The organism is Fusibacillus kribbianus, assembly GCF_030053595.1.
Classification (GTDB): Bacteria; Bacillota; Clostridia; order Lachnospirales; family Lachnospiraceae; genus Lientehia; species Lientehia kribbiana.
Genome location: NZ_JASGBQ010000016.1, coordinates 11492 through 26490, shown reverse-complemented (window position 1 = coordinate 26490; position 14999 = coordinate 11492). Strand labels below are relative to the sequence as shown.

The 14999-nt window shown below is 52.9% G+C and carries 12 protein-coding genes; 3 read left to right on the top strand and 9 right to left on the bottom strand.

Annotated elements, in window-relative coordinates; translation table 11 throughout:
- Nucleotides 1–18: 18 nt before the first annotated feature.
- Entirely contained in the window at nt 19–2055 is a 2037-nt protein-coding gene (gene ftsH, locus QJ036_RS09215; protein ID WP_283231101.1) for an ATP-dependent zinc metalloprotease FtsH, read from the bottom strand.
- A gap of 226 nt (nt 2056–2281) precedes the next feature.
- Between ftsH and QJ036_RS09210 the strand changes: the two genes are divergently transcribed.
- Complete coding sequence (locus QJ036_RS09210; protein WP_283231100.1) at nt 2282–3895, top strand: CTP synthase; 1614 nt, start codon at nt 2282–2284, stop codon at nt 3893–3895.
- A gap of 121 nt (nt 3896–4016) precedes the next feature.
- On the opposite strand, the gene QJ036_RS09205 is transcribed toward QJ036_RS09210, so the two are convergent.
- From QJ036_RS09205 to QJ036_RS09185, 5 genes are all read right to left on the bottom strand, one after another.
- Nucleotides 4017–5501, bottom strand: coding sequence for a DUF1846 domain-containing protein (locus tag QJ036_RS09205; RefSeq protein WP_283231099.1), 1485 nt, complete (start codon nt 5499–5501; stop codon nt 4017–4019).
- Between the two features lie 144 nt (nt 5502–5645).
- On the bottom strand, nt 5646–6269 hold the full coding sequence (locus tag QJ036_RS09200) for a putative ABC transporter permease (RefSeq protein WP_283231098.1): 624 nt from the start codon (nt 6267–6269) through the stop codon (nt 5646–5648).
- A gap of 100 nt (nt 6270–6369) precedes the next feature.
- Nucleotides 6370–6885: a large conductance mechanosensitive channel protein MscL gene (gene mscL, locus QJ036_RS09195; protein ID WP_331487520.1), complete on the bottom strand. Its 516-nt coding sequence runs from the start codon at nt 6883–6885 to the stop codon at nt 6370–6372.
- Nucleotides 6886–6903: 18 nt separating this feature from the next.
- On the bottom strand, nt 6904–7500 hold the full coding sequence (locus QJ036_RS09190) for a hydrolase (protein WP_283231097.1): 597 nt from the start codon (nt 7498–7500) through the stop codon (nt 6904–6906).
- Nucleotides 7501–7926 carry an acyl-CoA thioesterase gene (locus tag QJ036_RS09185; protein WP_283231096.1) on the bottom strand — a complete coding sequence of 142 codons (426 nt, stop codon included), beginning with the start codon at nt 7924–7926 and terminating at the stop codon, nt 7501–7503.
- A 112-nt stretch (nt 7927–8038) separates the two neighbouring features.
- Here QJ036_RS09185 and QJ036_RS09180 point away from each other — a divergent pair, with 112 nt between their 5' ends.
- Nucleotides 8039–9499 (top strand): VWA-like domain-containing protein, encoded by a 1461-nt coding sequence (locus QJ036_RS09180; RefSeq protein WP_283231095.1) that lies wholly within the window; start codon nt 8039–8041, stop codon nt 9497–9499.
- On the top strand, nt 9496–10983 hold the full coding sequence (locus QJ036_RS09175; RefSeq protein ID WP_283231094.1) for an ATP-binding protein: 1488 nt from the start codon (nt 9496–9498) through the stop codon (nt 10981–10983). The genes QJ036_RS09180 and QJ036_RS09175 overlap by 4 nt, the downstream gene beginning before the upstream one ends.
- A 13-nt stretch (nt 10984–10996) precedes the next feature.
- Here the strand turns inward: QJ036_RS09175 and QJ036_RS09170 are convergent, their stop codons facing one another.
- From QJ036_RS09170 to QJ036_RS09160, 3 genes are read right to left on the bottom strand one after another with little or no spacing between them, the layout of a single operon-like run.
- Nucleotides 10997–12148 (bottom strand): DUF362 domain-containing protein, encoded by a 1152-nt coding sequence (locus tag QJ036_RS09170; RefSeq protein WP_283231093.1) that lies wholly within the window; start codon nt 12146–12148, stop codon nt 10997–10999.
- A gap of 40 nt (nt 12149–12188) precedes the next feature.
- The gene (locus QJ036_RS09165) at nt 12189–13184 is read right to left on the bottom strand and encodes a hypothetical protein (RefSeq protein WP_283231092.1); all 996 of its coding nucleotides are present in this window, start codon (nt 13182–13184) and stop codon (nt 12189–12191) included.
- A complete protein-coding gene (locus QJ036_RS09160; RefSeq protein WP_283231091.1) occupies nt 13181–14917 on the bottom strand; it encodes a DUF975 family protein in 1737 nt (578 codons plus the stop codon). The genes QJ036_RS09165 and QJ036_RS09160 overlap by 4 nt, the downstream gene beginning before the upstream one ends.
- Nucleotides 14918–14999 lie beyond the last annotated feature (82 nt).

Here is a 14999-nt window from a genome sequence, read left to right as displayed (position 1 = left end):
AATATCCTGTCTGTGCTGTTATTCTTTGATGGATCCGACAGGCGGTTCCTCCGCCGGGGCCTGCTCTGCCGTTGCCTCCCTGACTTCCGCCTGTCCGGCTTCTTCCTGGCCGGCTTCTTCCTGGCCGGCTTCCGCTGCCGGTTTTTCCCCTTCGCCGTCCCGGATCTCCCGGAATATTTTCATAAATTCTTCTCCGGTGATGGTCTCTCTCTCAATAAGGAAGGCAGCGATCTTATCCAGAGCCTCCCTGTTCTCAGACAGCAGGCGGATGGCCTCACTGTGGGCCTCCTCCAGCATCAGCTTCACTTCATTATCAATATCAGCCGCAGTTACATCTGAACAGTTCAGTACTGCCCTGCCGTCCAGATATTTGCTCTCAATGGACTCCAGGCCCATAAGGCCAAACTTCTTGGACATGCCGTACTGCGTCACCATAGCACGGGCCACAGATGTGGCTCTCTCAATGTCGTTGGCTGCCCCGGTGGTCACTGTGTCAAAAACGATCTCCTCAGCTGCACGGCCGCCCAGGAACTGCACCAGCATAGCCCGAAGCTCTGCTTCACTATTTAAATATTTTTCCTCCTCCGGCACATTCATCACATAGCCGAGAGCCCCCATAGTACGGGGCACAATGGTGATCTTCTGAACCGGCTCGGAATCCTTCTGCAGAGCGCTGACCAGCGCATGTCCCACCTCATGGTAGGAAACGATCCGCCGTTCCTTCTCGCTCATGATGCGGTCCTTCTTCTCCTTGCCCACCAGGACCACTTCCACAGCCTCAAAAAGATCCGACTGGCTCACCACCTTGCGGCCATGCTTCACCGCATTGATGGCTGCCTCATTGATCATATTTGCAAGATCAGAGCCGACTGCTCCTGAGGTAGCCAGGGCAATGGCCTCCAGATCCACCGAATCGTCCATGAGAACGTCCTTGGAATGGACCTTCAGAATATTGACACGTCCTTTCAGATCCGGCTTATCCACGATGATCCGCCGGTCCAGACGGCCGGGACGCAGAAGGGCCTTATCCAGGATCTCCGGCCTGTTGGTGGCCGCCAGAATAAATACACCCTTATTGGAATCAAAGCCGTCCATCTCGGAAAGGAGCTGGTTTAAGGTCTGCTCCCGCTCATCATTGCCCCCGCCGTAACGGGAATCGCGGCTCTTACCGATAGCGTCGATCTCGTCGATAAATACAATACAGGGCGCATTTTCCTGGGCCTTTTTAAACAGGTCCCGGACACGTGAGGCGCCCACGCCTACAAACATTTCCACAAAGTCAGAGCCGGACAGGGAAAAGAAGGGCACCTTCGCCTCGCCTGCCACAGCCTTGGCCAAGAGAGTTTTTCCCGTTCCCGGAGGTCCCACCAGAAGGGCTCCCTTGGGAAGCTTTGCACCGATGGTAGAATACCGGCCCGGATTATGGAGAAAATCAACAATCTCCTGCAGGGATTCCTTTGCCTCATCCTCACCGGCCACATCCTTGAAGGAAACTCCCGTCTCCTTCTGAATATCATACATTTTCGCGTTGCTCTTGCCGACGCCCATGACGCCGCCGCCTCCGGCGCGCTTCATGATAAACATGATAAACACCCACACGAGAACCACCGGCAGAATGTATACCAGCAGAAAATCGAGGAGAGTGGAATTGGTGTCCGGCTTTTTGACATTGATCTCCACATCATTGTCAAGAAGCAGCTGTATCAGTTCTGGATCATACGCCGGTACGGTATAATAGGATTCTGTCTGCAGATAATAAAACGGGGTGTCGCCGCTGTTTCCGATCGTATACTCGGAAACAGGGGTAATGACGATCTCATCATCCTTGATCGTCACCTCTTTCACCTTGTGATCCTTCACCATCTGGATAAAATCGCTGTAGGGCACTTCCGTCCTGGTTCCGTCGGAAAGGAAACTGCTCATCATGGAAACACAGAGCAGGGTAACGACTGCCGCCACCACCAGCAGAAGGATCAGCTGATTGTTTCTGCCCGGCTTATTTCCGTTCCCGTTTCCGTTCCTCTTCTGGTTCCGATTCTGATTCGGATTATCCATATATTTTCTCCTTTAGTCTGTAATATCTTCGTCTCAGCCTGACGCTGTCTTTACTATTATAAAGCATTTCATCAAGAAATCAATACGTCCCCCGTGAAATATTGTTCACAATTCTTAACGATTTATAAAATTTTCTTCAAAAACCTCTAGCAATATTTTTTCACTGGTTGTATACTATATAAGTTATTTTTCGACCGAGCTTTTCAACATTATAAGGAGGACAGACATGCCCGTAAAATACGTGTTCGTTACCGGCGGCGTAGTCTCCGGCCTTGGAAAAGGCATCACAGCCGCATCCCTTGGACGCCTGCTGAAAGCAAGAGGCTACACCGTCACCATGCAGAAGTTCGACCCCTATATCAACATCGACCCCGGCACCATGAATCCCATTCAGCATGGCGAGGTCTTCGTCACCGACGACGGAGCCGAGACAGATCTTGACCTGGGACACTACGAGCGCTTCATCGACGAAAGCCTGACGAAAAACTCCAATGTCACCACCGGCAAAATCTACTGGTCCGTTCTTCAGAAGGAACGACGCGGCGATTTCGGCGGGGGCACCGTTCAGGTCATTCCCCACATTACCAACGAGATCAAAGACCGTTTTCACCGCAATTACTCAACCCAGGACACGGAAATTGCCATTATCGAGGTTGGCGGCACTGTCGGCGACATTGAAAGCCAGCCCTTCCTGGAAGCCATCCGCCAGTTCCAGCACGATGTTGGGCATGAAAATGCCATTCTGATTCACGTCACTCTGATTCCTTATCTCAAGGCCTCCGGCGAGCTGAAGACCAAGCCCACTCAAGCCAGCGTCAAAGAGCTGCAGGGCATCGGTATCCAGCCCGATATCATCGTCTGCCGCTCCGAATACCCTCTTGATGATCAAATTCGCGCTAAAATTGCCCTTTTCTGTAACGTTCCCGCCAGTCATGTACTCCAGAATCTGGATGTCGATATTTTATATGAAGCGCCTCTCGCCATGGAAGAGGAGCATCTGGCCGAGGTTGCCTGCCAGAGCCTGCATCTTCCCTGCCCGGAGCCGGATCTCAGTGATTGGAGAGCCATGATCGACGCCTGGAAGCATCCCCAGAAAAAGGTGACCGTTGCTCTCGTAGGAAAATATATTCAGCTTCATGATGCCTATATCAGTGTCGTGGAAGCACTCCGTCACGGCGGTGTTGCCCACCGGGCAGACGTTTCCATCAAATGGGTGGATTCCGAGACCGTCAACGATGAAAATGTGGCGGAGATCCTCGGTGATGTGTCCGGCATCCTTGTTCCCGGCGGTTTCGGCAGCCGCGGCATCGACGGAAAGATCAGTGCCATCCGTTACGCCAGAGAAAACAAGATTCCTTTCCTCGGCCTCTGCCTGGGCATGCAGCTTGCCATCGTTGAATTTGCCCGCAATGTCATCGGTTATGCTGATGCTCACAGTGTGGAGCTTGATCCCCAGACAGCCCATCCGGTCATCCATCTGATGCCCGACCAGAACGGCATCGAGGACATCGGCGGAACCCTGAGACTGGGCTCCTACCCCTGCGTCCTTGACAAGACCACCAAGGCCTATGAGCTCTACGGTCAGGAGACCATCCATGAACGTCACCGTCACCGCTATGAGGTCAACAACGATTTCCGGGCTGTTATGGTGGAGAACGGCCTGACCTTATCCGGCATCTCTCCCGACGGCCGCATTGTGGAGATGATCGAACTCAAATCCCATCCCTGGTTCCTGGCGACTCAGGCTCACCCGGAGCTCAAATCCCGGCCCAACCGGCCGCATCCTCTGTTCCGCGGTTTCGTGGGGGCTGCCCTGGAGTATCAGGAAAAGAAGCAGTAATAGTAATAGAAGCAATCATACACGCGTGTGCCGCCAGGCGCACCAAAAAAAGAGAAGTTCTCCGCAATCCGGAAGAGCTTCTCTTTTTATCAGCTTTATCAACCATGCGGATACATGGTGTTTATACATGATACAGCTTGGAAGTCTGATACTTTGGCTCATAAGTGATATTGACGCCCAGGCGCCGGAAGATCTTCTCGTCCACATGGGACAGGATGACCGTGGAATGGGCTTCACAGCCTTTCAGCTTTGGAAGCTGATCCATAGCCTTCTTTGCCTCCTCATCGGTGGCGGCACAGATGGACAGGGCGATCAGCACCTCGTCTGTGTGAAGTCTGGGATTTTTATTGCCCAGGGAACCGACCTTCAGTTTCTGTATGGGTTCTATGATTGTCGGCGAGATCAGATGGACGCTGTCCTCGATACCGCCCAGAGTCTTGAGCGCGTTGAGCAAAAGAGCGGAGCAGGGTCCAAGAAGCTCAGAAGTTCGTCCGGTAACGATGGTCCCGTCGGGAAGCTCCATGGCTGCCGCCGGTTCCCCGGTTGCTTCTTCCTTGGAAAGTGCAGGTCTGACCACCGCCCGGTCTTCTGCCGTCACGCCGGCCTGCTTCATCAGAAGCTCCAGCTTGTAGACAACATTGTCCTCCACAAGGCCCCTGCGGCGGCCGCAAAGAGCCGTATAATAACGACGGATGATTTCCTGGCGGGAAGCCTCCCTTGTGGCTTCGTCATCAAAAATGCAGTTGCCCGCCATGTTGACTCCCATATCCGTGGGTGATTTATAAGGGCAGGTTCCCATGATCTTCTCGAGCATGGCCGAGAGCACCGGAAAGATCTCCACATCCCGGTTATAGTTGACCGTAGTCTCACCGTAGGCTTCCAGATGGAAGGGATCGATCATATTCACATCATCCAGATCTGCCGTAGCCGCCTCATAGGCCAGGTTCACCGGATGCTTGAGAGGCAAATTCCAGATGGGGAAGGTTTCAAATTTGGCATAGCCGGCCTGGATCCCCCTCTTATGCTCATGATAAAGCTGGGACAGGCAGGTGGCCATCTTACCGCTGCCGGGTCCGGGTGCCGTCACCACCACCAGCTCTCTGGTGGTCTCAATGTACTCATTGCGCCCGTAGCCCTCCTCGCTGACAATACGGGCCAGATTGGAAGGATAACCCTCAATGGGGTAATGACGGTACACCTTCACCCCCAAAGCCTCCAGCCGCTTTTTAAAGGCCTCCGCCGCCGGCTGTCCCTGATATCTGGTCAGCACCACACTTCCCACATAAAGACCGATGCCCCGGAACTCATCAATGAGCCTCAGCACATCCGAATCGTAGGTGATTCCCAGATCTCCCCGCACCTTGTTTTTCTCTATATCGGCAGCGCAGACAGCCATGACGATCTCCACCTGATCCTTGATCTGGAGAAGCATCTTTAATTTACTGTCCGGCTCAAAGCCCGGAAGTACGCGGGACGCATGATAATCATCAAAAAGCTTGCCGCCAAATTCCAGATACAGCTTGCCGCCAAACTGGGAAATCCGTTCCTTGATATGAGCGGACTGCATCTGAAGGTATTTTTCATTGTCAAATCCTGTCTTCTTCACTTTTGTATCCCCCTCCAAAGGCGTCTTCTACACTCTCCCATTATACAGAATTGACCGCCGCCTGACAAGGCCGGTTTTCATAAATTTTGCCGACAAAACGGCGCCGCAGTAAACGGCGCCGAGTCGATCAAATCCTTATCCCTCTCATCTGAGAAAGATCTTCCATTTCAAATAGAAATTCTTCTTTTTTATCATAATGCCGAAGCTTACCCAAAAATCCCAAAGCATAACGATTATAAGCACCGTGCTGACAACCTTCATCACCCGGTAATCCAGCCTTGATACAAAATGAAGGATCGGCTGGAAACACCGTCCCATAAACACGGTGATCATGGATGCAAAGGCTGCGCTGGTGGGAATAGAGGTGTACTTTGTAATATGTAACGGTATTTTTGAGTAATTCCAGTATTCGATACCGCACAAATGCTCTACCACGATTCCCAGGACGATCTCGCCGACACATACAAACAGCATCGCTCCCAGAAAATAGAGTACATACCGCTTCTGCTTTGTCAGCTTCCTCTGCATCCGGCACGGCAGATGGATATGCTCCGGCGTTCCCATCATAAAATACATCACCAGGACCAGCATGCCATAACCTAAAAGAAATGGCGCGTTCATATTGCGGTTGTTGATGTATCCTTTCGTGACGGCCAGCCAGAGGTTTTCCACCAGAAATCCCAGAAAGGATATCAGGGCTGCCATCATCCCCAGCACGTATATATCCTGACCGTGAATCGTCAGAGCTTTTTTGTTTTTTCCTTTCATTGAATTTTCCCTTCTTCCGACTCATTGCTTCGTTTATACTTTATCACGGCTGCCGGGAAATTTCAATGGACGTCGGTGCACGCCTGAAAACCGCAGCCGTTTATTCTGCCTTCTCTTCTGCCTTTTCCTCTGCTTCCTCTTCTGCAGGCTGCTCGGAAGTACAGTGAGGACATCTGGTAGCCTTGATGTCGATCTCGCTTAAACAGTAAGGGCATTTCTTTGTGGTGGGAGCCGCAGGAGCCTCCTCCGGCTTTTTGTGTGCCTTCGCTGCAAGGCTGTTCATTCCCTTGACCATCATAAAGATCACAAAGGCCAGAATCAGGAAGTCCAGCACCACGGTAATAAAGGTTCCGTAATTGAAAGTTGCCGCACCTGCCGCCTGAGCCTCCGCCAATGTTGCATAATTGCTTCCGTCCAGTGAAATGAACCAGTTGTTGAAATCAATGCCTCCGGTAATCAGAGTAATGAGAGGCATGATAATGTCATTGGTCAGAGAAGTAATGATCTTCTGGAAAGCGCCGCCGACGATCACAGCAACTGCCATATCCATCACATTCCCCCGCATGATAAACTCTTTAAACTCACCAATGATTCCCTTTTTCTTCTCTTTTGCCAAAACAAACTCCTCCTTTTCTTAATTTTCCTTTTCCTGATTTTCCATTTCCTTATTGATACGCTCCTCGCAGGAACGCATAGCAAGAATGGTCTTTTCCATAAGCTCTTCCAGACTCCAGCCCAGCATCTCGGCGCCGTCCCGGATCACATCTCTGGAACAGCCCGCTGCAAAGCGTTTGTCCTTGAACTTTTTCTTGAGGCTCTGCACCTCCATATCCATCACGCTCTTTGACGGACGCATCCTGGCTGCCGCTCCGATGAGACCGGTCAGCTCATCTGCTGCAAACAGGACCTTTTCCATGGTGTGCTCCGGCTTAATATCCGTCACAAGACCATAGCCATGGCTGCAGACCGCGTGGATCAGTTCCTCCTCCGCACCGCCTTCTCTCAGAAGCTCCGGTGCCTTTTTGCAGTGTTCCTCCGGATACAGTTCAAAATCAATATCATGAAGGAGACCGACGATTCCCCAGAAATCCTCTTCCTCTCCGTATCCCAGTTCCTTTGCATACCACCGCATGGCCCCCTCCACAGTCAGACCATGAAGGATGTGAAAGGGCTCCTTATTGTATTTTTTCAAAAGTGCAAGGGCTTCCTCTCTCGTAAGTACCGTTTTCATTTACTGTTCCTCCTGCATACAATTCATAAAAAGTTCATGATAATGGGGATAATCCTTTTTCAGTGAAACAGGCTTTCCCTCCGGTCCCAGGAAGCAGTGACTGCTCTCGCCAATGCAGCGCACGGTTCCATCCTTCTTATCCCGGACTTCATAAGAAAGGCTGAGCTTTACCCCGTTATAAGCTGTGATCTTAAGGCGGATCTCCACCTCATCGTCAAAGCGTACCATCGACCTGTACTTACAGGCCACAGACACCACCGGGCTCACGATGCCGGCTGCCTCCATCTTTCGGTAGCCTGCACCGATTCTGTTTAAGAAGTCCACTCTGGCTTCCTCAAACCACCGAATATAATTGGAATGGTGTACAACCCCCATCTGATCTGTCTCATAATACTGGGCTCTTCTCTCATAAACCCCACTGCACATCGTATGCCTCCGCGGTTCCCCTTTTTTATACTATCTCTTATCTTACTCCATTCCGGTCTGTCCGTCAACGAAGTTTTGTGGTATACTTGTAGCCATACAGAAAGGAGCCGACATGGGACAGGATCTTCCGTTTTTTCTCAATCTCACAAGAAAACAGCTGTACCGGCGCCTCCATGCCCTGGCCCGTCCGCTGGAGGAGCTTCCGGATAAGCTCGTGGACAGGCACCGGTCTGCCATCGACGATTCTGATACTCTGCCGGATATTAACGGCTCCGCTCAGATCTGCGGCACCGACGGCAGTTCTATTTACTGGAACCGCTCTCTTTTGGAAAAGACAGCGGCCTCCTCACCTGATACAAAAAAATCCGAAGCCCTGCTCCTCCACCAGATCATTCACTGTCTGTTCGGCCATCCGTTTTCCTCTGTTTATTCCTGCCATCCAGGCAGCTTCCGTCTGGCCTGTGATATCTCTGCCTGGTACATTGCCGGTGTCTGGATCCCGGAGCTTTTGCCCGATGGAATGGCGGATTCATTAAAACAGCTTGCTTCCTGCCTTCCTGACATTTCTCTTTATCACGCCGGAGAGCTTGCTGCCGCTCTGGAACGGGAAAAAGTTCCTTCTTTTCCGGAACTTTCCATCCTTACTGAACAGTTTTCCTTTGACAGTCATGAGCTGTGGCCCATCCTTCATTCAGCGGCTTCCGCTCCCAAGCTGTCCCCCAAAGCAGGAGGCGAAGGAAAGGGCAGCGGCGGCGTATCCGGCCCTGTTCATGGGAATAACCGGGATTCGGCCAAAAGCCGCTGGAAAAAGCTGCAGAACCAGCTCACAATAAAGGGGGCGCCTCTGTCCCCGGAAAAAAATCCTGCCCAAGCCGGCGGCAGCATGGGAAGTATTTCGCGAAGAGGGCATCGCGCCCTCACTCTCACCGATACCCGCCGCCACGATTACCGAAGTCTTTTGAAAAGTCTTGCCTGCTGGGGAGAAGAAATGAAGCTGAATTCCAGCGATTTTCAGTACGCCCCCTACCTGTACGGGCTGGAGCACCTGGACGGCATCCCTCTCATGGAACCGCTGGAATACGAGGAGACCGCCAGGATCCGTGAGCTGTGCATCGTCATTGATACCTCCGCCTCCTGCTCCGGCAGCCTGACCCAGGCTTTTCTTGAAGAGACACGGAATCTGATTCTGGAAAATGATCTGTTCTTTCACCCGTTTAATCTCCATATCCTCCAGTGCGACCTTGCGGTGGAACGGGACGATAAGCTGACCTCCATGGACGACCTGGAGCATTACATCGAGACGCTGGAGATCCACGGTATGGGCGGTACCGATTTCTGTCCCGCCTTCGAGCATATAAAGAAGCTGCAGGCCTGCGGAGAATTTACGGATCTGCCTGCGATCCTCTTTTTTACCGACGGAGCAGGCATCTATCCCTCCGAATCCCCCGGTGTCAGAACGATTTTCCTGTTTCTCAGACGCCATTATGACAACATCGACGTACCGCCCTGGGCGGAAACGCTGGTGCTCGATGAACCCGCAGAAGATATTGTTACGGAAAGGAAGCTGTTATGAATATCCAGGAAGCCAAAGAAGAACTCTGCCGTACCATCAAGGCCTACACCGCAAAAAATGAAGCTGGTCTCTACCGGATCCCCCAGCTTCACCGCCGTCCCATCCTTTTAATGGGACCGCCCGGTATCGGGAAAACAGCGGTGGTGGAACAGGCTGCCATGGAATGCGGCGTCGCTTTTCTTTCCTATGCCATGACCCACCATACCCGCCAGAGTGCCATCGGACTGCCGGTGATCCGGCAACAGACCTTCCACGGCGAATCCTGTTCTGTCACAGAATATACCATGAGCGAGATCGTTGCCGACATTCTTCGTACCATGGAAGAAACCGGAAAAGAGGAAGGAGTCCTCTTTCTCGACGAGATCAACTGTGTATCTGAAACGCTCCTCCCCACCATGCTGAGGCTTCTTCAGTTCAAAACCTTCGGAAGCCATCGGCTGCCGGAGGGCTGGATCATCGCTGCGGCAGGCAACCCGCCCAGATTCAACCGCTCCGCCCGTGAATTTGACATCGTGACTCTGGACCGAGTCCGTCTTCTCACCCTGGAACCGGATCTGGATGCGTGGCGTACCTACGCCCTTCGCCGGAATATCCACGGTTCCGTCCTTTCCTACCTGTCCCTGAAGCCGGAGCATTTTTATGTGTTCCGCCGCACCGACCTGGGAAAGGAATTTGTCACGCCGAGAAGCTGGGAGGATCTTTCCAGGACCCTGGAGCTTTATGAGGAGCTGGCCCTGCCCGCAGGCGAAGCCTTCTTCTCCCAGTACCTCCAGTGTGCCGAAGTGTGTACAAGCTTCGCTTCCTATTACCGCTTATACCGGTCCCTCTCAGCCGATACCCGCCTGGAAGCCCTGACTTCTTCAGGACAATTGCCGGAGCATGTTCCCAATCTGGCAGAGGCTCCTGCCGACGAAAGACTCTGCATCGCAGAATATCTGATTCAGAATCTTCACCGGCAGCTTGGCGCCTGGAAGGAACATCAGCTTCTGCTCCAGAGCCTTTCCTATTTCATCAATGGTCTTGTCCCGTTACAGCCGGATTTTCCGTCTTTGGAATCCATCTGTCAGGAGCAGCTGGAAAAGCGCGGCAACTCTCTCCAAAAGAAAAAGGAGTTCGGTCTCCTTCCCCGACAGGAAGAAGAACGGGAACTCCTGCTTGCTGATACCATAAAAGCCTGGGCATCTGAGGCCCGCCTGAGAGGACTGAGGACGGACACCTCCGGCTTCGAAAGCCGACAGATTTCTGATGTGATTTCCGTCATGAAGAGTCTGGCAGCCGACGCCTTTGAAGAACTGGAACAGGAAGCCCTGCGCCTGGAGTCGGTATTACGTGCTTCCGTCACCTTTGCCCGCGCAGCCTTTCGGGACGGCCTCACTGCCTGCCTGTTTTTCACCGAGCTTCTTGAACAGCCGGAGACGGCAGAGTTTTTAAAGAAGCGGATGGGTACGGAATATGAATTCTGTATAAAAGAAGCCCAGGGATAAAAAACCGTCTCTTTTATTTCACCTTTATCGCCTTATGCGGACACATCTCCTGACAGCAGAAGCACCGGATACATTTTTTATAATTATAGACCGGCGGATTCTTCCGTCCGTCCGCGAAGGTGATAGCCTTCCCCTCCACCGGACAGCTTTCCACACAGACGCCGCATTTCACGCACTTTTCCCTGTCCACGTAAGGTTTCTTCTGGAACACATTGAAAAACCGGCTCATTCTCACCCAGACACCGCTTCTGGCACGCCGCCTGTCCACATGGAAATCGGCTTTTCCAAACCGCCTGGCAGCTTCCGTCAACGTAATCTCCCTGCCGCCGTCCTCCGAAAGAAGAAGTTCCAAATGCTCCTCCTGCCAGAAGCCAAGCCCCATCCTCTCCCCGTGATAATTGGTGGGAACCATTTCCGGGGAAAGGTTGATCAGATGGCAGAATACACTGTCCAGGGCCACCGGATCCTTTGACACAAGCAGCACATTCATGGGAACCGGATCTCCGGAAGTGGGCCCGTTTCCCTCCATGGCCACGATCCCGTCCATGATATAAAGCCTCGGCTTTACAAACTGATTCAGATCAATGAGCATTCTTGCAAAGCTGTCGGCACTGGGATACATGGTATGTCCCTGGGCCTTGTGAAGGCCGTGGATACAGCCGTACATATTTTTGACGGCTCCTGTGATCCGTTCCAGGGCATGAGTCTTCATTTTGCAGACATTGATGAGAGCATCCGCTTCAAAGACCTCCTTTGACAGGAAAAAGCTCTTTGCCTGGACTCCGTTTTCATAGGGCACCTCACCCATGCCGGTAAAATCCACCACCGGGACTCCGTATTTTTCCAGGACAGCGTCCATCCCGGCTCCGGCTGCCGTGGCCCCGGCAGTTCCCACGCCGCAGGAATCCCCTGCCGTAAGAGAAGTCACTCCTGCTTCCCTGAGAAGCCTGGCCGCAGCTCCCATCACCGCCGGATGCGTCACCACCGCTCTGGAAACCTTAGCCTTTCGCACCAGATTCGGTTTGAGAAGCACCTTTTCCTCCGGCTTTACGAAAGCTTCCATGCCGCCCAGCAAACGGATCCCTTCTTTCAGCTTTTCATATACTGTATCTTCTTCGTAAGTATCACAGGGGATCAGCACGACCCTGCTCCGTTTTTCCGTCATTCTTCTCTCCATTCCGCCCGGATCCCTATAACGGGCACTTTCATCGGAACGACACCGTGATCCCGTCCGCAAAAGCTTCTCCGGCTTTCGCTCCAAGCCGCGCTGCCGCTTTCAGAAGCCCTTCATCGTCCCGTTCTCTCACCGCAAAGAAAATATCCCGCGGCATTCCGACGGCCAGTCTTCTGCCGCCTGTGACAACAAGCTCTGCCTCAAGACGATCCTCTCCCATTACCAGCCGGTTCTTCAGAGACTCCCGCTCATAGCATTCCTCCAGAAGCCGGTACACTGTACGGTAATAGGCCCGGAAATAATCTGCAGGTGAAAAAGAAAGAGCAAGGCCCTGCCGGTTTTCCTCTGCTTCTCCTTCCGGAAGCTCCGTTTTTTCCGTCTCCCGGACACGCACCGACAGACATTTGGCTCCGTAATAAATCATACAGGCAGTCGCTGCCTCCGGTTCACGGCCGCAGATCTCCGTGATCTCACCTGCCAGCCGGCAGCCCTCCGCCAGAGCCGGTCCGCTGTTATTGCTCCGCCCGATGGCTTCCCAGACACTGAAAGCCATGTCGTTCCCGGCGTCTGCCTTCCCTCCGCAGCCGATCAGGCCTGCCCGTCTCCGTCCCTGATAACGAACTCCGGGGAGCCCGCCCTCCTGACGGATATTGGGAAGGGGGACCAGATAATCGGTTCCGTATATTTTTCCGCTGACCAGTCTGGTGAAAAACATTCCCAGATAATAGGATACCGTGGACCGGATGCTCTCATCCAGCTCCAGGATCCCTCCGGACTTTCTCAGATACTCTCCGCTGGCATCGAGAGCGTACTCTACGATGGAAAGTCTGCGGTTCAGATCTCCGACCGCCCTGCCCGGATAATCGCCAAAGGTTCCCTCCTCCGGAATCGCACAGGTGACTACCGCATGGAGAAGCTCCTCCGCAGTCACCGACAGATCGGTATCGCCCCGGAGGAACCGCGGGACATCCCCGTGGCCGGCAGCCTCCACATTCAGCTTGTATTCTCTCAAATCATCCATTCTCATGACAGATACTTCCTTTCCCGGTCAAAGCCTTTGTCTGCCGTCGACCGTATCGGCTCCGGTATCATCCATTCCTCCCGCTGCCCGCTGATTCCCTGTCCGCTGTTGGGTGTCTCCCTGGAATAATAGAAATCTGCTGCAAACAGCGCCACCAGCACAGCACACAGAATCAGCCGGACTTTCATGGGGATTCTCCGGATGACCCTGTTCATGATAAGCGGTGCCAGTAGGTAAATAAACGCACATCCGCCAAGGCCGAAGATCAGCAGCCCCTCGGCGCAGATCCGCCCGTTCAGATTCAGAAAATAACCGCTGTAATCCCACCAGCGGACACCGTATAAGCGCTCCAGATACCAGCTGGTAGCATATTCGATTATTCCGCAGATCAGAATCGTCATAAAAAAGGTCGCCACCGGTCTGTCCCGGAGTTTCTTTAAAAGCAGCAGCACGAGAACACCGCCGGAGCCGTATATGGGCAGCCACGGCCCATGGAAAACTCCCCGGTTCACAAACTCGCCGCTCTGAACCAGATGAAGGCCCACCTCCCAGCACCAGCCCACGATGGAAAAGATGAAAAACAGGAGAACGATTCCGGTCACTCCATACCTGCAGTTGTAATCGGTATCCGGGTGATCCAGCCGGACAGCCTCCGGCACCGTGAACAGTACGGACGGGTAGCTGGCTGTCACATCGATCGGGACAGTCAGTGCCTGCTCCTCCTTGAGCCTCCAGTCGGCCAGGTCCGCAACCAGGATCTGCCTTCTCATGGCCGCTCTGAGCTCTCCTTCTTCAGGCGGCATGGTCAGATATCGATCCGTAAACACATAGCTGTATTCTGCTCCCGAAGCAAGTGCCTTTTCTCTGAGAGCCAGATAAAGCTCAGCCTTTGCACCTGCCTTATAAGGATTTGCATACAGGATATTGACAAGCCCAAGCGTGATCGTACTTAAAAGGGACCAGCCCAGGAACGAACAATCCATCAGGAATGCTTTCCATTTGTTTCCCTCCATCATCTTCCTTGAGATGCGAATAGCCTCCCGACCTTTGATATCGGGATTCTCCGCCGCCAGATAGGGAACCATCATATAGGAATAGCTCTTGATCCAGCCGCCGATCACCGTTAAGGACCAGAGCCACTGGTACAGGGATTTTCGGAGCATGACCCGGGCGACAGCCCAGACGCGCCTGATCCGGTACAGAAAGAAGATCCTGTTTCCCTTCGTATGGTTATAGGTATCTGCCTCCAGAAAGAAACGACAGCCGCCTACGCGAATGATATTCCGGACAAGAAGCCACCAGAAAAACAGGAGTGCAGCTCCCGCGGCAGCAGAAATCAGTGACAGCCATGCACCGTCAAAAACAGGATCCAGGAGCAGCGCGATGATCCCGGAAAAGACAGACCCGGTGGCTGCGATATAATTGTAAAGAGCAGAAAAAACCCCTTCCTTGTAGGGGCTGTTTTTTATGATCTCCTCTTCCTCCCGGCTCCGCTCCTCAAATCTCCCAAGGATCAATTCCGGAATATGCTTTCCCCGAATGTCATTGACATCGAAAACCGTATTTTCCTGAATCACATTCTCCGTCTCTTTCGAGGAATCATAGGAAAACACAGCGGAAAAGGTGCTGTTGTATGTTCCCGCCATCAAAGCAACAATAAAAGCGACGGCAACGACCCGCCAGTAATGCTTTTTCATGATGCCCCGGCTTCTTCTCTTCAGTTCTTTTCTGCTCCACATAAACTGAACCCTTCTTCTTTCTCTTTGATTCATTGTACCACAAAAGCGCCGCTCTGTACAGCAATGCAGCGGCGGCCGTTTA